An 18,060-nucleotide genomic window follows, 5' to 3' on the forward strand; every position below is an offset into this window, starting at 1 on the left:
TTCACAGCGGGCCGAAGACCTCGCCGACGTCCGCATCGAGCCTCAAGGTGTCGAGCACGCTCAGCAGCTTGCGCTCCTCGAAGCGGAAGTGGGACTCCATGATCGCGGCGATGCCCTCGAGGTGCTTCCCGAGGTCTTCGGGGGTTGCGGCCCGATCGACGGCGGCCTGGAGGCCGCCGAGGAGGTGGCCGATCATGGAGTGGTCCTGCTCGAGATAGCGGATCGTCTCGCGCAGCTCCGGGTGCGACCGGGCGATCGCCGGGAAGAGCTCCCGGTCCTCGCCCTCGTGATGGCCGGTCAGGGCCGCACAGAACCCATGACAGAACAGCAGCAGGTCACGAGCCGCCGGCTCGGCGGGATCTCCCGCGGCGATGGCCTCCTGCGCCACCCGCAGGGCCTTGCGCAGACGCTCGTGCACGTCGCGCATCTCGTTGCTCCAGGCGATCAGCCTGGTCTTCTCGCCCTCAGTCACGTGAGGGCGAAGGGGACGACAACATCAGTCGTGCTCCTTCGATTCCGGCGCCTCCATGCCTGACACGGTCTGCCACCGACACGCGACGCTGGCGTCAGCCTAGTCCACGTTGAGGAGCTTCTGGCGCACGGCGTACATGACCGCCTCCATGCGCGAGTGGGCCTGGAGCTTCTCCAGGATGTTGCGTACGTGGTTCTTGACCGTGTTCTCCGAGATGAACAGCCGCTTGGCGATCTCGCGGTTGTTGAGGCCCTTGGCGACCAGGCCGAGGACCTCGAGCTCGCGGTCGGTGAGCTTGGGACCGGGGACCGGGGAGCGGTCCGGCCGGGACATCTGCTTGAACTCCTCCATCAGCTTGACCGCCATGGAGGGGCTGATCAGCGACTGGCCGTCGGCGACGACCCGGATCGCCTGGGCGACCTGGTCGATCGAGGAGTCCTTGAGGAGGTAGCCCATGGCACCGGCCTTGACCGCGTCGTAGAGGTCGGCCTCCTCGTCGGAGACGGTCAGCATGATGATGTTGGCCGAGGGGACGGCCTCCTTGATGGCGACGCAGGCCTCCAGTCCGGTCTGCTTCGGCATGCGTACGTCCAGCAGCACGACGTCAGGAGCGGAAGCCGCGGCGCGCTCGGTGCCTTCGATGCCGTTGGTCGCCTCTCCGATGACCTCGATGCCGGGCTCGCTCGCCAGCAGCGCGACCAGGCCCCTTCGGAAGAGTTCCTGGTCGTCGACAACCAAGACGCGGACCGGCTCACGATCGGCACCAGATGTAGATGACACGAATGCATCATGGCACGTAACTGATGATGACAAAGAGAATGGCCGGGACTCATCCACCTGAGGGATGGATAAGTCCCGGCCGACGTGCTTACGAGCGGTTGCTCGTCACAGCCGTCAGACGAGGTCTGCGCGGTTGAGCGCGATCACCCCGTAGTCGTATCCCCGCCGACGGTAGACGACCGCCGGCCGCATCGAGTCCTTGTCGATGTAGAGGTAGAAGTCGTGTCCGACCAGCTCCATCTCGTAGAGGGCCTGGTCGAGCGTCATCGGCTCCGCGGTGTGCGTCTTCTCCCGGACCACCAAGGGCCCCTCCCCCGTCACCGTGATCGGACCGACCTGGTGCTCGCGTACGGTCTCCTCCTCGAGCTGCTCCGACTCGGACGTCCTGGCCAGGCCGTCGGGCTCGATGCCCGCGAGTGCCTGTCCGACGGATACCGGCGTACGACGGCCGCGGTGGACTCTGCGGCGGTCGGCGGCCCGGCGCATCTGCGAAGCCATCTTGTCGACAGCCAGGTCCAGCGCCCCCATCTTGTCCTCGGCACACGCCTCGGCCCGGATGACCGGACCCTTCGAGTATGCGGTGAGCTCGACGTGTACGGCGCCCTTGTGCTGGCGCGGGTTGGGCTCGTTGTCGACCTCCACGTTGATCCTGATGATGCGGTGGTCGTGCTTCTCGAGCTTCGCGAGCTTCTCTGCTACGTGAGCGCGATAGCGGTCTGAGACCTCGGCGTTGCGAGCCGTGACGACAACTTCCATCGGTACCTCCCGGTGTTTCGGGGTTGGCGGGATCCCGGACAGTCAGCGCATGTGACCTCCGGGGTACGGAGTCCGCCCGGCCGACCTGGTCTTCGACCCCACAATCGCCTGCTGAGGCTTAGCAGCTTGATGCCACTCCACCTTCTCCTTGCTGGTTCCCGTATCTGACGGGAGGGCAAGGGCAGGACTTATCTCTAAGCCGCACCGTGATCCCCTGTCTCCAGGGTTACGTGGACCGTTTCGCCTGCGACTGGCATCGGCTTGCCGCTCGGATGCCCGCAATGCGGACCTCTCTGCGACGCAACCACGGACCCAGGCGGACTCCATGTAGTGACGGTAGTTCGCCGATCTGCGCCACGAAAGCCCTTCAACAGAATTACATGACGGTTTCCTACATTTGAACGCGAGACCGACGCTGGGTGGCCGCTACGGTCGCGATCGCTTTCACGCCGAGACCGACCGATTCCAGCGCTCGTTGAGCCTCCCGCGCGGTCGCGCCGGTGGTGATCACGTCGTCGCAGACGATGAGCGTCGCTCGCGGGATCTTCCTGGCAAGTGTCCGGATGCCGGACGCAGGACAGGTGATCGAACCGTCGAGGTTGGCCTGTCGCTGCCGGGAGTCGAGGCCGGCCTGGTCCGCGACGCCCGGTCTGGTGCGGAGCAGCTGGTGATGGCGTACGCCGAGCCCGTGCCGCCTCAGCATCGCGGCTGCCCCGCGTGTGATCGCCGCGGTGCTGTCGAGGCCGCGCTCGCGCACGGAGGCCGGGCGTGACGGGACCGGGACGAGGACGGTCGGGCCGGCACCGGTCGTCGCCATCGCCTCGAGGACGGAGAGCGCGAGCAGGCCGGCCAGAGGCACGCGGAGGCCGAGGAGCTGGTGTTCCTTGAGACCGATGACGAGCTGCTTCAGCGTGCCGTCGTAGGGCCCTGCCGCGAAGACCGGGGCGATCCCCGTCGGCGCCGGGCTCGGCGGGCTCGGCCGGGCCGTGTCCGGGAGGTCGGCCCGGCAGTCGTGGCAGAGCAGCCTGCCGGGTCGTCGGCAGCCGACGCAGCGGCCGCCGACGACGAGGTCGTGCCACGCGTCGGCAAAGTCGAAGCGGAGCCCGAGACGATCAAGCGCAGCGAAGCGAAGCCCGAGACGATCAAGCACTGCGAAGCCCATGGGCCCGAGTCGACCAGGGTGCGTGCCACGGGGCAACCAGGGGCGGCGTACCTGTGGATAAGGCTGTGGAGACTCAGCCCTGGTAGGTGACGTCGGAGAGGTCGGAGGGTAGGCCCAGGTCGAACCTGTCGAGGGGATCGAGGAGGGTCCAGCCCGAGATCGCGTAGAGGCGGGCCGAGGCCACCGGGGAGCCGACGACGCCGGTGACCCGGTCGCTGAGCGTGTAGCGCTCGCCGCTGGGGGCGCCGTCGAGCGAGACCGACTGGAAGAGCGCGGTCGAGCTGATCTGCTGGACCGCGACGATGGTGGTCGGCGAGGTCCAGGCGATGTCGGTGACCCGCATCGTCGCGGAGTCCGGGTGCGGCAGCAGGACGGCCGACGTCGCGGTGGTGATCTCGCCCTTCGAGCTGGCCCGCAGGCGGCTGACCACGATCCGGTCCGAGGACTCGCCGTCGATCACCGCCACGAACCGGGTGCCGTCGCGGGAGACCAGGAACCGGGTCACGTTCTCCCCCGTCACGCCGGGCACCGCGACGCGGACGCGGCGGTCGCCGTCGACGTACATCACCCGGGCGCCGGTCGAGTCCTTGTCGACCAGCCACAGCCGGCCGGCAAGGTCCCAGGAGGGCCTCAGCAGGCGCGTGCCCTTCACCGGAGCCCTGGTCAGCTCGCCGTCGCTGGTCAGCTGGCCGACGACGACGCCGGTGCGGTCGGCGGTGATCGCGGCGGCGGTCGATCCGTCGGCGTCGACGGCGACATCGGTGACGCCGTGGGACTTCGCCCAGGCGCCGAGCACCGGCACCCACGGGTCGCCGTTCTCGCCGGTGCTGGTCACCAGCGCTCCGCCACGGAGCGCGTAGAGGTCGACTCTCGCGGTGTTGCCGTTGGGGTCGTAGCCGCCTCCGCTGTCGACGTCGAACGTCTCCCCGTAGCCCGGCAGCACCACCGGTTCGCCGTCGATCGTGAGCCGGATGCGCTCCACGCTGGCGTCCTGCCGCAGGGTCCAGGCCAGCTGGGCGCCCATGAGCTGGAGGTCCTCGGAACTGTGGTCGTCCAGGTCGCCGGCGAGGTCGACCTCGGCCACCCCGTCGCGTACGTCCACCGAGCGGGGCTCGTCCGCCTCGGGCGGGAGCGCGCTGCGGATCACGCCCTGCGCCTCCTCCCCCGGGCCGCTCAGCAGGCTGGAGACCAGGGTGGTGGCGTAGGAGGTGCCCTTGGGGGCGAAGATCGGCTCCGGCACCAGGGTGTGGCCGGTCGGTTCGACGTAGTAGAGGTTGCTGCGGGCGAAGTGGGTCAGGAACCAGTCCTCCTCGACCACCAGAGCGTTGGGCGCCGAGCTGATCCGCCACTCGCCCTCGGCGCGGGTCAGCTCGAAGTCGAGGATCGCCTGCGAGGCGGCCAGCTTGCCGCGCCACACGCCCCGGTCGTCGAGCCAGCCGGCGTCCTCCAGCTCCACCGACACCCGCGGCGAGGAGCTGACGTGGCTGCCGAGCTCGCCGTAGACCAGCGTGCGGCCGGCCGGTGCCCAGTTCATCGCCGCGTCCTTGGTCAGGTAGCGGCGGGCATAGGCCGTGCTCATCGGGGTGGCCTTCATCGCGTCGAGGAACCCGTCGACGATCTCGCCCGGGGACGCTCCCGCGCGCGGGGCGCCGGGGTTGTAGGGGATGACCTCCTCCTGCGCGTCCGGCGCGGCCAGGTCGACGCTCTGGACGGGGCCGGAGTCGGGCACGCCCGAGCATGCCGAGACGAGGAGCGCGAGCGCGGCCAGGAAGACGGCGAAGACGGGTCTCACGATGCCTCCACGGTGTCGCGGGCGTCCGCCGGGACGAGCGGGAGCGGGCTGTGCCTGAGCGCCGCGCCGGCATAGCGCGGAAGCGTGAGCCGGAACTGCGCACCCTGGTCCGGGCGGCCCCAGGCCTGCAGCCAGCCTCCGTGGAGATGGGCGTCCTCGAGCGAGATCGACAGGCCCAGGCCGGTGCCGCCGCTGGAACGGTCCCGGGCGGGGTCGGCACGCCAGAACCGGTTGAAGACGAGGGCGGTCTCCCCCGGGGCCAGCCCGACACCGTGGTCGCGCACGGTCAGCGCCGCCGCGTGCTCGTCGCTGTCGATCCGGATGGTGACGGTCTGCCCCACCAGAGCATGGTCGGTGGCGTTGGCCACCAGGTTGCGTACGATCCGCTCGACCCGGCGATGGTCGACCTGGGCGATGCACGGATGGCTCGGAGCGACGACCTTCAGCTCGATGTCACGCTTGTCGGCGAGCGGCGTGTAGGCCTCGACGACGGCGTGGGCCAAAGCGGTCAGGTCGGTGTCGTAGAGGTCGAGCACGGCCGCTCCGGCGTCGAAGCGACTGATCTCGAGCAGGTCGCTCAGAAGGGTCTCGAACCGGTCCAGCTCGGTCTGCAGCAGCTCGGCGGCCCGGGCCGTCGGGGCGTCGAAGGTGTCCCTGGCCTCGTAGAGGACGTCGCTGGCCATGCGGACGGTGGTGAGCGGCGTACGCAGCTCGTGGGAGACGTCGGAGCTGAACCGTCGCTGGACCCGGGAGAGGTGCTCGAGCTGCCGGATCTGGTTCTGCAGCCCGCTGGCCATCTGGTTGAACGAGAGCGCCAGGCCGGTGAGGTCGTCCTCGCCGTGGACGACCATCCGCTCCTCGAGGCGGCCGGCGGCGAGCCGCTCGGCGGTCCTGCGGGCGATCCGGATCGGTGTGACGACGTGGCGGGTCACGATCCAGCTGCCGACACCGATCAACAGGATCAGGATCGCGCCGGCGGCCAGCAGCCCGCGCGTGATGACGCCGAGCGTCTCCTGCTCCTGGTCCATCGGGAAGAGGAAGTAGATGTTGTACGTGTCGTCGTGCAGCTCCAGCTGCGACCCGATCACGATGCCGGGGGTCGTGGACCGCTCGCCGTCGTCGTAGGAAATCCGGGTGTAGGTCCAGGCCGGCTCGGCGCGGATCGTCTGGAAGCGGTCCTCGAGGGTGCGCGGGACGCTGCGTACGTCCACACCGGGTGTCCACTCGACACCGTCGTCGCTGATCCGGCCGGAGGTCGAGGTCACCGGACCGGCCATGACGACGCCGTAGCCGCGCGAGACGCTGCGCTGGATGATCGGGTCGCCCAGGTCGTTGCGCTGCAGCGGGGTGCCGCCGTTGGCGCCTGAGGTCTCCGCGATGCTGGCGCGGGCCGCGGAGAGTTCCTCGGAGGCCTCCGCCTTCGCCGCGGCGACGCGGTCCTGGACCAGCTCGTCGCCGATCTGCTCGAGCAGGATCAGCCCGACCAGGCTGACGGCGGCCGCGGTGAGGAGCACGGTGTAGACCACGACGCGGGTCTGGATCGACCGGCGCCAGGTGGTCAGGAGCTTCTTGGGCGTCCGGGATGCTGTGCGGACGACCTGCTGGAGTGTCACACGGGCCCTGCCTTGTAGCCGACGCCGCGGACGGTGACGACGATCTCGGGGTTCTCCGGGTCGTGCTCGACCTTGGAGCGCAGCCGCTGGACGTGCACGTTGACCAGCCGGGTGTCAGCGGCGTGGCGGTAGCCCCACACCTGCTCCAGCAGCACCTCGCGGGAGAAGACCTGGTGGGGCTTGCGGGCCAGGCACTCCAGCAGGTCGAACTCCAGCGGCGTGAGCTGGATCTGCTCTTCGCCACGGGTCACCTGGTGGCCGGCCACGTCGATGGTGAGGTCGCCGATCTCCAGCACCTCGGGCACGGCGTCGCCGTGCCTGCGGACCCGCGCCCGGATCCTGGCGATCAGCTCCTTGGGCTTGAACGGCTTGACCACGTAGTCGTCGGCCCCGGACTCGAGCCCGACCACCACGTCCACCGTGTCGCCCTTCGCGGTGAGCATGACGATCGGCACACCCGACTCCTTGCGGATCTGCTTGCACACCTCGATGCCGTCCATCCCGGGAAGCATCAGGTCGAGCAGCACCACGTCGGGCTTGTAGTCGTGGAACGCCGGCAGCGCCATGTCACCACGAGCGACGAGCTGTGAGTCGAACCCCTCTTGTCTCAGCACGATCGCAAGCATCTCGCTCAGCGAGGCATCATCATCGACGACGAGGACCTTTCCCTTGGCGGGTTGGTCGGGAGCGCTGCGATCGGCCATGTGTCCGATTCTGTCACCCAGTGCGTGCGACGCGTCACATGAGCCACCCCACAACGCGCGAGTCGGCTCGTCCTGACCCGATTCCCTGCCGAGTCGGCTCGTCATGACGAGCCGACTCGGCGAGGTTTTCGGTCAGAACGAGCCGACTCGGCGAGGGTTGATCAGTAGCGGTAGTGGTCCGACTTGTAGGGACCCTCGACCGGGACGCCGAGGTAGTCGGCCTGCTCCTGCTTGAGCTCGGTGAGCTCGACACCGAGGGCGCCGAGGTGGAGGCGGGCGACCTCCTCGTCGAGCGCCTTGGGCAGGACGTAGACGCCGATCGGGTACTCGTCCGTCTTGGTGAAGAGCTCGATCTGGGCCAGCGTCTGGTTGGTGAACGAGTTCGACATCACGAAGCTCGGGTGACCGGTGGCGTTGCCCAGGTTGAGCAGGCGGCCCTCGGAGAGCACGATGATCTTCTTCCCATCAGGGAAGATCCACTGGTGGACCTGCGGCTTGATCTCGTCCTTGACGATGCCCGGGATCTTCGCGAGGCCGGCCATGTCGATCTCGTTGTCGAAGTGGCCGATGTTGCCGACGATGGCCTGGTTCTTCATCTTCTCGAAGTGCTCGACCCGGATGATGTCGAAGTTGCCCGTCGTGGTGATGAAGATGTCGGCGGTCTCGACGACCGACTCCAGGCGGCGGACCTCGTAGCCGTCCATCGCCGCCTGCAGCGCGCAGATCGGGTCGATCTCGGTGACGATGACGCGAGCACCCTGGCCGCGCAGCGACTCCGCGGAGCCCTTGCCGACGTCGCCGTAGCCGCACACGACCGCGACCTTGCCGCCGATCATCACGTCGGTGGCGCGGTTGATGCCGTCGATGAGCGAGTGGCGGCAGCCGTACTTGTTGTCGAACTTCGACTTGGTGACCGAGTCGTTCACGTTGATCGCCGGGAAGAGGAGCGAGCCCTCCTTGAACCGGTCGTAGAGGCGCAGGACACCGGTGGTGGTCTCCTCGGTGACGCCCTTGATGCCGTTGGCGATGTTGGTCCAGCGCTGCGGGTCGTTCTTCAGCGAGCGGTCGAGGACCCGGAGGACCTCCTTGAACTCCTCGTTGTCGGTGGAGTCCTGGCCCGGCACGGCGCCGGCCTTCTCGAACTCGACACCCTTGTGGACGAGCAGCGTGATGTCGCCGCCGTCGTCGAGGAGCATGTTCGGGCCGACCTTGTTGCCGTCGGCGTCGGTGAAGTCGAAGACCTTCTCGGCCTCGTCCCAGTACTCCGCCAGGGTCTCGCCCTTCCAGGCGAAGACCGGGGTGCCCTGGGGGTCCTCGGCGGTGCCGTTGCCGACGACGACGGCAGCGGCGGCGTGGTCCTGGGTAGAGAAGATGTTGCAGGTGGCCCAGCGCACGTCGGCGCCGAGCGCGGTCAGCGTCTCGATCAGGACGCCGGTCTGGATCGTCATGTGCAGCGAGCCGGCGATGCGGGCGCCCTTGAGCGGCTGGTCCTTGCCATAGCGCTCGCGCATGGCCATCAGGCCCGGCATCTCGTGCTCGGCGAGGGAGAGCTCCTTGCGGCCGAACTCGGCCAGGCTCAGGTCGGCAACCTTGTAGTCCATGGTTATTCCTTACCGAAGTTAATGCGGGCCTGCGTCGCGCATCTGCGCATCAGCGGGATCTCCCACGCAGGTTGCTCTCAGACTACAAGCGCTGGTTGACGGGAGCGGTAATCCGGAACCAACAGTTCGCCCGTAACCCTGTCGAAAACTAGAACAAGTTCCTATTATTGGCGGACATGACAGCACCCACACCCGACCACCGACGCCTACGAACGCATCGCCTTCGAGTGCGTGGGGCGGCCGGCACGGAGGTGGCCCGATGAGCGAGGTCAAAGTCTGCATCATCGGCGCCGGTTGCTCGGGGATCACGACGGCCAAGCGGCTCAAGGAGTTCGGGGTCGCCTACGACCAGTTCGAGCTCTCCGACGACGTCGGCGGGAACTGGTACTTCCGCAACCCCAACGGGCTCTCCTCGGTCTACGAGTCGCTGCACATCGACACCTCGACCAGCCGGCTGGAGTTCGAGGACTTCCCCGCGCCGGAGTCGTTCCCGCACTTCCCGCACCACACCCTGATCCACCAGTACTTCCGCGACTACACCGACCACTTCCGGCTGCGGGAGCAGATCACGTTCAACACCGGAGTCGAACGAGCCACGCAGCGCGAGGACCGGTCCTGGGAGGTCACCCTGTCGACCGGGGAGACCCGCTCCTACACCGATCTGGTGGTCGCCAACGGCCACCACTGGTCACCGCGGCTGCCTGCGTGGGAAGGCGAGTTCGCCGGCGAGATCGTCCACAGCCATTCCTACGTCTCCCCGTTCGAGCCCGTCGAGATCCGCGGCAAGCGGGTGATCGTGGTCGGGATGGGCAACTCGGCGATGGACATCGCCTCGGAGCTGTCCTCGCCTTGGATGGCGTCGAAGCTGTACGTCTCCGCGCGACGGGGCGTGTGGGTGCTGCCGAAGTATCGCAACGGGCAGCCTGCCGACAAGGTGATGGCGCCGCCCGACATCCCCAAGGAACAGGCGTTGGCGGCCTCCCGCGAGCTGATCCGCGGGCTGGTCGGGTCGATGTCGACGTACGGGCTCCCGGAGCCCGACCACGAGCCGCTGTCCGCGCATCCGTCGGTCAGCGCCGACTTCCTGACCAAAGCCGGCTCGGGCGACATCCACATGCTCCCCGAGATCGCTCGGTTCGAGGGATCGACGGTGCACCTCGTCGACGGCTCGTCGGTCGAGGCGGACGTGGTGATCGCGGCAACCGGCTACGACATGTCGTTCCCGTTCTTCGACCCCGCCGAGGTCTCGCTGCATCCCGACGCGGACCACCGCTATCCGCTGTTCAAGCGGATGATCAAGCCGGGCGCCGACCACCTCTACTTCATGGGGCTCGCCCAGTCCTCCCCCACCATCGTCAACCTCGCCGAGCAGCAGTCCAAGCTCCTGGCCCGCCTGCTCACCGGGAGCTATGTGCTTCCACCCGTCGAGGATCAGGAGCGCATCCTGAAGGCAGACGAGGAGGCTCACCTGGAGCAGTACTACGCCGCCCCACGCCACACCATCCAGATCGACTTCGCCCGCTACGTCATCGACCTGATGGCCGAGATCGAGGCCGGCGAGGCACGAGCAGCCGCGGCCGGGTAGATGCAGGTGGCGTCAGTGCTTCTTCTTGATCGGCAGCAGGTGGAGTACGCCGACCACGACCGAGCCGACGATGAGGCCGACAAGGGCGGAGAAGAAGGTGTTGACCAGCCAGGCCGCGGCCGCGCCGACGGCGCCGAGGGCGTGGTGGACCTCCTCCTCGAGGTGGTGGACGGTGTCGTAGGGCCACGCCCAGCCGGGGTGGCCGGCGGCGAGGCCGTTGACGTCGTGGACACCGACGAGGATCAGGTGGCCACCGACCCAGAGCATCGCGATGGTGCCGACCACCGAGATCACGGCGAGCACCTTCGGCATCGCCGAGACCATGCCCAGGCCGAGCCGCTGGGCGAAGGCACCGGGGCGCTGGGAGAGCGACAGGCCGGCGTCGTCCATCTTCACGATCAGGGCGACCACGCCGTAGACCACGATCGTGATCAGGAAGGCGACCGCCACCAGGGCGCCGAGCCGCATCCAGAAGCCCTGGTCGATGACCTCGTTGAGCGCGATCACCATGATCTCGGTGGAGAGGATCAGGTCGGTGCGTACGGCACCCGCGATCATCGTCTTCTCGGCCTCGGGCCCTTCCAGGACGACCGGCGTCTCGTGGGTCTCCTCGCGCGGCCGGACCCATTCCAGGACCTTTTCGACACCCTCGAAGGCGAGGAACGCACCACCGAGCATCAGGATCGGCGTGATCGCCCACGGCGCCCACTGCGCCAGGATCAGCGCCACCGGCAGGATGATCAGCAGCTTGTTGCGCAGCGAGCCGAAGGCGATCTTCTTGATGATCGGCACCTCGCGCTCTGCGGCGATGCCGTGGACGTACTGCGGCGTCACCGCGGTGTCGTCGATGACGACACCGGCGGCCTTGGCCGAGGCCTTGCCGGCGGCAGCGCCGACGTCGTCGACGGACGCAGCCGCCAGCTTGGCGATGGCGGCTACGTCGTCGAGGAGTGCGAAGAGTCCGGCGCTCATAACTCGAACCTTAGCGGGCGGGTCGTGCTACTCGACGCCCTGCTCCCGGAACCGCTCCGAGAGCGGGTATTCCCTGAAGTAGTCGGTCTTGATCCGCAGCCAGTCCCCGTTGACGATCATCTCGTCGATCGCGCTGTCGGCCTGGTCCCTGAGCCCGTCGCCCTTGCGGAAGACGAAGGCGATGGGTGCCTTGTCGGAGGGGAAGACGATCCGCTCCTCCATCGTGATCGGGGCGCTCTTGATCAGTCCTTCGGTGAACGGCGCGTCGTAGAAGAACGAGTCCGCCTTGCCCTCGGCGACCGCCTCGAGCGCGGCCGCCTCGTTCTTCCGCTTCACGATCTCGGCCTTGGGAAAGCGGGCCTTGAGGATGCTCTCCTGCGCGGTGCCGTCCACGATGGCGACCCGGGTGCCGTTGATGTCCTTGAGCTTCTTGATCGGGGAGTTCTTCGGCGTCGTGAAGGACAGGTAGGTGACGAAGTAGGGGTGCGAGAAGTCGTACGCCTCCTCGCGCTCCTCGGTCACGCTCACCTGAGAGGCGATCATGTCGATCTTGCCTTCGTCGAGCGCGGTGAACAGGTCGGCGAAGTCCATCGGAATGAACGACGGCTTGATGCCGAGCGACTCGGTGACGCCGAGGGCCACCTCGTAGTCGAAGCCCTTCACGGTGGAGCCATCGGTGTAGTAGACCGGCGCGCTGTCCAGCACACCGATCTTGAGCTGGCCGTCATCGGCGGCGCTGCTGCGCCTGGCGGAGGAGGGGCCGGTCGTCTCAACCGTGTTGGAGACCACGATCAGGATCACCAGAAGGGTGACCGCGCCCGCAAGGATGAACTTCAGGGATTTCATACGACGTCCTGGTTGGGGGGAGGGGTGCGCCGAGACACTGTGACCTGGCTGAGCCGGGCCAGCGGGCATCGTAGGCTACTGGACTTCAGGCGCCCCAAAGTGGGGCGAGCCGCGTCAGGCTCAGGCGCCCTTGTCCTTGAAGACCTCCGAGAGGGGGTACTCCTTGAAATACTCCTTCTTGATCTTCAACCACTTCCCATCGAGGATCATCTCCTCGATGACCCCGTCGATCGTCTCCTTGCGCTCGTCACCCTTCTGCATGACGAACCCGATCGGAGCATCGTCCGCCGGGTAGACGATCGCCTCCTTCAGCGGGAACCTGTCCTGCCAGCGAGCGATGATCGGCGTTGTGTAGGGGGCGTCGTAGAAGAACGCGTCCGCCTTGCCGTCCTGGATCGCCTTGACCGCGGTGTCCTCGTCCTTGGCCTTGACGACGTTGACGTTGTCGTACTGCTCGTCGAGATAGCGCTCGTGGATCGTGCCCTCGACGACCGCGATGTTCTTGCCGTCGATGTCGTCGCGCGTCTTGATCGCCGAGCCCTCCGGGGTGAGGAAGGACAGGTAGGTGACGAAGTAGGGCGCGGTGAAGTCGAAGTCCTGCTTCCGCTCCGCGGTCTCGGTGACCTGGGCGCCGATCATGTCGATCTCGCCGGCCTCGAGGGCGGTGAAGAGGTCACTGAAGTCCATCACCACGAACTCCGGCTTGGCACCCAGACCCTCGGCGACGCCGAGCGCCATCTCGTAGTCGAACCCTTTGGTCACGCCGTCGACCTTGTAGAAGGCGGGCTCGGTGCCGTCGACACCGATCCGCAGCGTGCCTCCCGCGGAGGCACTCTTCTCGTCGGTCGCTTTCGGGGCTGGGTCGGCGAAGTAGCCGCCGATGACCAGGACCCCTAGGAGGGCCAGGGCGCCGGCGACGACAAACTTGATGTGATTCATGCGGAAGTCCTGTGTTTTCGGGATGGTGGGGCATGCCCGTCACGTCGGCGCCGAGAATCCGAGACGTGCTGGCCACAAGTGGCCGGACGATGTTGCATCAAACACCTGTCTGCTCCCCCGCGTCCAGGTTTTCGTCCATCGTCGTCACGATCGGTCACGATCCGTGACCCAACCTTCACCGCAGTGCGTGACACAGATCACGCGCATCATTCACCTTCGAGAAGCCGGCCCAGGTGAACGGAATCAAACACAGACACTCGCGCATCAGGCGCCCTTTTCCCTGAAGACCTCGGAGAGCGGGACCGCCTCGAAGTAGTCCGTCTTGATCTTCACCCACTCCCCATCGAGGACCATGTCCTCGATGACCCCGTCGATCTGCTCCTTGCGCTGATCACCCTCCCGAACCACGAACCCGATCGGGGCGTCCTCGGCCTGGTAGACGATCGGCTCGGTCAGCGGGATCGGCGCGCCCTTGATGACCGACTCGGAGTAGGGAGCGCCGTAGAAGAACGCGTCGGCTTCGCCCCGCCCCATCGACCTGACCGCGGCGTCCGCGTTCGGAGTCTTGATGACGGTGACGTCTTCGTACTGCTCCTCGAGGTAGCGCTCCTGGACGGTGCCCTCGACGACGGCGACCTTCTTGCCGTCGATGTCGTCGCGGCTCTTGATGGTCGAGTTCTTCGGGGCGAGGAAGGACACGTACGTCACGAAGTACGGAGCGCTGAAGTCGTACTTCCTCTCCGCTTCGTCGGTCTTGGTGACCTGGGCGCCGATCATGTCGATCTTGCCCGCCTCGAGGGCCGGGAAGAGCTCGTTGAACTCCATCTCCACGAACTCCGGCTCCGCGCCCATGCCCTCGGCGACGCTGCGCGCCATCTGGTAGTCGAAGCCCTTGGTGACGCCGTCGACCTTGTAGTACGCCGGCTCGGCGCTGTCGACGCCGATCCGGAGGGTGCCGCCGGCCGCCGCGCTCGCCTCGTCGGCCGCGGGCGGCGCGGGGTCGGAGAGTCGTCCGCTGAAGACGAACGCGCCCAGGACGGCAAGGGCACCGGCGACGACGAACTTGGTCTGGCTCATGGGAGGGGGATCCTGTTCCAGGGAGGGGGCCAGCCTTCGATGTGGCTGAATTGTTGCCAAATCGAACAGCAGGCCACTCCCCGACGTCCAGGGTCTTCAGCCCATAGCGAGACGTCACCAACGACCCTGACCGTGCGATATGAGCCAGATCACACGGTTCGGTCCGTCATTCGGAATTAACCGTCGTTAACCAGACCCAAACGAAGATACTCCGCGGAGTATGTGCCCTGGAGCAGCAGGGACGCGTAGCGGGCGACCTCCGTGGTCGCGTTCGCCTCGACGACCTCCACCCGTACGCCGCGCGTGTCCGCCGCCTCGGTGAGCAGGCGTCGCTGCTCGACCATGATCGGATCGGTCGCGCCGTCGTCGAGGATGACCAGAACGGGACGTACGGACGCCTCCTCCTCGGCGAAGGGGTCATCGAAGACGTTGCGCGGCCGCGCCGCCTCGAGGACCGGGAGCAGGTCGTCGGCGTCACCGGCGATGGCACCGCGGCCGCTGGCCCGGCGCAGGTTCTCGGCGACGCGCCGGGCGGCGCGGGCGGCCAGGACGGAGCCACCCCACACGACCGGGAGCGAGTCGGCCAGCGAGATCGCCAGGATCTTGCCCGGGTTGACCGAGATGTCGCGATGCGGCGAGCAGGCGGTGGCGACGTCGTCGAGTGCGTCGGCCACCTTGTCCGCGTCGGCCTCCGGACCGAGACCGACCGAGTTGAGATAGGTGAGCATCAGGATCGCCATCGCGAGCGTGTCGCCGCCCTCGACCGGGAGCAGGGTGCTGTCGCGCCCCTCGGCGTGCTGGGCGACCAGCGATTTCTCCGGAGCGGCCACGACCAGCTGGGCGCCACGGCGGACGGCCTCGGCGGCGGCCGAGGCCTCCCCCGGGTCGGAGCCGGTCGGGGCCAGCACGACCACGAGATCGAGGCTCCCGGCCCAGCCCGGCAGGCCCGGGGCCGGCCAGGCAACGAACGGCACCGGGCAGAACGGCTCGAGGACCGCGCGCAGCAGGCGCGAGTCGGGACCTGCGGCGACGACGGCCCGGGGTCGGCCGGTCTCCGCGGCGCGGCGTACGGCCTCCTGCAGGGGCTCTGCGGCCCCCGCAGCCTCCCGGCGGACCCGGGCTCCGGACTCGGCCAGCGACCGCAGCAGCAGGTCGATACCGGCCAGCGCCCGCTCGTCGTCCAGCCTGGACTCGTCGAACCAGGTCATCGCGGCCTCACTCGCCCTTGGTGGGACGGGCCTCGTCGATGAGCAGGACGGGAATGCCGTCGCGGACCGGGTAGGCCAGCCCACACTCCCCCTGGCAGACCAGCTCACTGTCGGCCTCGACGGGCAGGAGGTCGCCGTGGCACTGCGGGCAGACGATGATCTCGAGCAGCTTCTCGCTCAGGCCCAGAGGGGTCGTTGCGCCAGTCATGCGCCTCGCCTTTCGTTCGGTGGAGTCTTTCGGATGATCGCGAGCGCCTCGTCGCGCACGCGCTCCATGGTGAGTGTGTCCTTGCCCTCCACGTTGAGCCGCAGCAGCGGCTCGGTGTTGGAGGCGCGTACGTTGAACGACCAGTCGGCGTGAGAGAGGGTCAGGCCGTCGAGCTTGTCGACGGTGACACCGTCGCGACCTGCGTACGCCTTCTCGATCTCGGCCACGGTGGCGGCCTGGTCGGGGACGGTGGAGTTGATCTCGCCGCTCATCGGATAGCGAGCGTAAGCAGCCAGCAGCTCGCTCAGCGGCTTGTCGGTCTCGGCGAGGGCGCCGAGGACGTGCAGCGCGGCGAGCATGCCGGAGTCGGCGCGCCAGAAGTCGCGGAAGTAGAAGTGGCCGCTGTGCTCGCCGCCGAAGGCCGCCTCGGACTCGGCCATCACGGCCTTGATGTAGGAGTGGCCGACGCGGGTGCGCACCGGGGTGCCGCCGAGCTCGGTGACGATCTCGGGAACCGCGCGGGAGGTGATCAGGTTGTGGATGATCGTCGCGCCGGGCTCCAGGGCCAGGGCACGCTCGGCGATCAGGGCGGTGATCGCGCTCGGGCTGACCACGTCGCCCTTCTCGTCCACCAGGAAGCAGCGGTCGGCGTCGCCGTCGAAGGCCAGGCCGGCGTCGGCGCCGGTCTCGCGCACCTTGGCCTGCAGATCGACCAGCGTGGTCGAGTCGAGCGGGTTGGCCTCGTGGTTGGGGAAGGTGCCGTCGAGCTCGAAGTACATCGGGATCAGCTCGACGGCCTCCTCACCCAGGCGGCCGAAGACCGCGGGCGCGGTGTGGCCGGCCATGCCGTTGCCGGCGTCGGCGACGACGGTGAGCCGGCGACCCTTGACCGGGGCCAGGCCGAGCAGGTGCGCGGCGTACGCCTCCAGCACATCGGTCTCGCTGATGTCGCCGGAGACGTCGGCCATCGGGGCCTCGCCGGAGATGACCAGGTCGCGGATCTCGTCGAGCCCGGTCTCGGCGCCGACCGGGACCGCGTTGGCCCGGCACAGCTTGATCCCGTTGTACTGCGCCGGGTTGTGGCTCGCGGTGAACATCGCGCCCGGCAGGCCGAGGTGACCGGAGGCGAAGTAGAGCTCGTCGGTCGAAGCCAGCCCGATCATCGTCACGTCGGCGCCCGCCTCGGTCGCACCGTCGGCGAAGGCTCCCGAGAGCGCCGGAGAGCTGGGGCGCATGTCGTGGCCGACGACGATCTCGCCACCGCGGGCGCCGACGACGTGCACGAAGGCCCGCCCGGCGAGTCGGGCGAGGTTCTCGTCGATCTGGTCAGGGACGGTGCCACGGACGTCGTACGCCTTGAAGACGGCGTTGGCGATGTCGGGGTCGACTCTCTCCGGCATGTCCGGAACTCTAGTCGTCCTACTCCGACGTCAGCACGCGGAGGTGCCCGCGGCGGGTGCCGCCGGGGCGGGGCTGGCCGTCGTTCGCCCCCGGCTCGTCGGCGTCGTCCTGCGCGGGTGCCCCGACGGGTCCTCGCGGGGACGGAGCCGGCGGCCTCGCGGCCTCACGGACGGCATCGGCCAGAGCCAGCAGGTCATCGCCCTTGGGCTGCGGGTCGACGGGCTCACGGGCCAGCCTGACGACCTCCCAGCCCCGAGGCGCGGACAGCCGCTCGGCATGCTCCTCGCACAGGTCATAGGCATGCGGCTCGGCATAGGTCGCCAGCGGGCCGAGAACGGCCGTCTGGTCGGCGTACACATAGGTGAGCGTGCAGACGGCTTGACGCTGGCAGGCGGTACGCGAACAACGACGAGCAGTCACGGGTGAACCGTACTCCCCTGAGGCCAGCCGCGCAGTTAGGCTCGCGTACATGACCAGGCACAGGGATCGGCACGGCCGTGGGACTCGCGGGCCGATGGCCGTCCCGACCGACCCGAAGGTGCCGGTCCTGCGCACCCGCCGCGAGCGCTTCGACGACATCGCGCTCGCCATCGTCACCGAGATCGATGGTCGCTGGCAGTCACGGCTGGGCCTGATCGAGTACGCCGTCGAGGAGTCGCCGGACATCCCCAAGGAGTGGACCGTCGAGGACCACATCCCGCTCGGGTCGCTCGAGCGCGGCTCGGGCGCGAAACCCGCGCGGCTGGTGATCTACCGGCGGCCGATCGAGCACCGCTGCAACACCCGCTCCGAGGTCGAGGCGATGGTGCTCATGGTCGTGGTCGAGCAGATCGCGGACCTGCTCGGGATCGCCGCCGAGGATGTCGATCCGCGCTATCAGCCTTGAGGGCGAGTCTTTCTCGTACCGGCGCGCTTTGGTACCGAGATTTTGTGGCTGGTCTGGG

At 68.1% G+C, this 18,060-nt stretch carries 18 protein-coding genes; 2 read left to right on the top strand and 16 right to left on the bottom strand.

Annotated features, from left to right (window positions below):
* Position 1: 1 nt before the first annotated feature.
* The 8 genes from ABZY89_RS21770 to ahcY all read right to left on the bottom strand — a co-directional run bounded on the left by ABZY89_RS21770 (position 2) and on the right by ahcY (position 8,880).
* Positions 2 to 472 carry a hemerythrin domain-containing protein gene (locus ABZY89_RS21770; RefSeq protein WP_355230547.1) on the bottom strand — a complete coding sequence of 157 codons (471 nt, stop codon included), beginning with the start codon at positions 470 to 472 and terminating at the stop codon, positions 2 to 4.
* A gap of 99 nt (positions 473 to 571) precedes the next feature.
* A complete protein-coding gene (locus tag ABZY89_RS21775; RefSeq protein WP_045547972.1) occupies positions 572 to 1,252 on the bottom strand; it encodes a response regulator transcription factor in 681 nt (226 codons plus the stop codon).
* Positions 1,253 to 1,366: 114 nt separating this feature from the next.
* Positions 1,367 to 2,008, bottom strand: coding sequence for a ribosome-associated translation inhibitor RaiA (raiA, locus tag ABZY89_RS21780; RefSeq protein WP_355230548.1), 642 nt, complete (start codon positions 2,006 to 2,008; stop codon positions 1,367 to 1,369).
* A gap of 391 nt (positions 2,009 to 2,399) precedes the next feature.
* A complete protein-coding gene (locus ABZY89_RS21785; protein WP_355230550.1) occupies positions 2,400 to 3,170 on the bottom strand; it encodes a ComF family protein in 771 nt (256 codons plus the stop codon).
* A 73-nt stretch (positions 3,171 to 3,243) separates the two neighbouring features.
* Positions 3,244 to 4,962, bottom strand: coding sequence for an LpqB family beta-propeller domain-containing protein (locus tag ABZY89_RS21790; RefSeq protein ID WP_355230552.1), 1,719 nt, complete (start codon positions 4,960 to 4,962; stop codon positions 3,244 to 3,246).
* On the bottom strand, positions 4,959 to 6,575 hold the full coding sequence (mtrB, locus tag ABZY89_RS21795; RefSeq protein ID WP_355230553.1) for an MtrAB system histidine kinase MtrB: 1,617 nt from the start codon (positions 6,573 to 6,575) through the stop codon (positions 4,959 to 4,961). The genes ABZY89_RS21790 and mtrB overlap by 4 nt, the downstream gene beginning before the upstream one ends.
* A complete protein-coding gene (gene mtrA / locus ABZY89_RS21800; RefSeq protein WP_160027305.1) occupies positions 6,572 to 7,279 on the bottom strand; it encodes an MtrAB system response regulator MtrA in 708 nt (235 codons plus the stop codon). The genes mtrB and mtrA overlap by 4 nt, the downstream gene beginning before the upstream one ends.
* A gap of 161 nt (positions 7,280 to 7,440) precedes the next feature.
* Entirely contained in the window at positions 7,441 to 8,880 is a 1,440-nt protein-coding gene (ahcY, locus tag ABZY89_RS21805) for an adenosylhomocysteinase (RefSeq protein ID WP_355230556.1), read from the bottom strand.
* A gap of 259 nt (positions 8,881 to 9,139) precedes the next feature.
* On the opposite strand from ahcY, the gene ABZY89_RS21810 reads away from it, so the two are divergent.
* Positions 9,140 to 10,465, top strand: coding sequence for an NAD(P)-binding domain-containing protein (locus ABZY89_RS21810; protein ID WP_355230557.1), 1,326 nt, complete (start codon positions 9,140 to 9,142; stop codon positions 10,463 to 10,465).
* A 12-nt stretch (positions 10,466 to 10,477) separates the two neighbouring features.
* Here the strand turns inward: ABZY89_RS21810 and ABZY89_RS21815 are convergent, their stop codons facing one another.
* From ABZY89_RS21815 to ABZY89_RS21850, 8 genes are all read right to left on the bottom strand, one after another.
* Entirely contained in the window at positions 10,478 to 11,437 is a 960-nt protein-coding gene (locus ABZY89_RS21815; protein WP_355230559.1) for a DUF808 domain-containing protein, read from the bottom strand.
* A 27-nt stretch (positions 11,438 to 11,464) separates the two neighbouring features.
* On the bottom strand, positions 11,465 to 12,283 hold the full coding sequence (locus ABZY89_RS21820) for a transporter substrate-binding domain-containing protein (RefSeq protein ID WP_355230561.1): 819 nt from the start codon (positions 12,281 to 12,283) through the stop codon (positions 11,465 to 11,467).
* A 120-nt stretch (positions 12,284 to 12,403) separates the two neighbouring features.
* Positions 12,404 to 13,222, bottom strand: a complete 819-nt coding sequence (locus ABZY89_RS21825; protein ID WP_355230563.1) for a transporter substrate-binding domain-containing protein — start codon at positions 13,220 to 13,222, stop codon at positions 12,404 to 12,406.
* Between the two features lie 264 nt (positions 13,223 to 13,486).
* Positions 13,487 to 14,299 (bottom strand): ABC transporter substrate-binding protein, encoded by an 813-nt coding sequence (locus ABZY89_RS21830; protein WP_355230565.1) that lies wholly within the window; start codon positions 14,297 to 14,299, stop codon positions 13,487 to 13,489.
* Between the two features lie 176 nt (positions 14,300 to 14,475).
* Entirely contained in the window at positions 14,476 to 15,507 is a 1,032-nt protein-coding gene (locus ABZY89_RS21835) for an SIS domain-containing protein (protein WP_355017886.1), read from the bottom strand.
* A gap of 7 nt (positions 15,508 to 15,514) precedes the next feature.
* A complete protein-coding gene (locus ABZY89_RS21840) occupies positions 15,515 to 15,715 on the bottom strand; it encodes a Trm112 family protein (protein WP_350659366.1) in 201 nt (66 codons plus the stop codon).
* Complete coding sequence (locus ABZY89_RS21845; RefSeq protein WP_355230566.1) at positions 15,712 to 17,115, bottom strand: phosphomannomutase/phosphoglucomutase; 1,404 nt, start codon at positions 17,113 to 17,115, stop codon at positions 15,712 to 15,714. The genes ABZY89_RS21840 and ABZY89_RS21845 overlap by 4 nt, the downstream gene beginning before the upstream one ends.
* 19 nt (positions 17,116 to 17,134) lie before the next feature.
* On the bottom strand, positions 17,135 to 17,587 hold the full coding sequence (locus ABZY89_RS21850) for a DUF3499 domain-containing protein (protein WP_355230568.1): 453 nt from the start codon (positions 17,585 to 17,587) through the stop codon (positions 17,135 to 17,137).
* Here ABZY89_RS21850 and ABZY89_RS21855 point away from each other — a divergent pair.
* Complete coding sequence (locus tag ABZY89_RS21855) at positions 17,586 to 18,002, top strand: metallopeptidase family protein (protein ID WP_355230570.1); 417 nt, start codon at positions 17,586 to 17,588, stop codon at positions 18,000 to 18,002. The genes ABZY89_RS21850 and ABZY89_RS21855 overlap by 2 nt on opposite strands.
* Positions 18,003 to 18,060: the final 58 nt, after the last annotated feature.

This window comes from Nocardioides sp. NPDC006303 (genome assembly GCF_040613175.1).
Taxonomy (GTDB): domain Bacteria; phylum Actinomycetota; class Actinomycetes; order Propionibacteriales; family Nocardioidaceae; genus Nocardioides.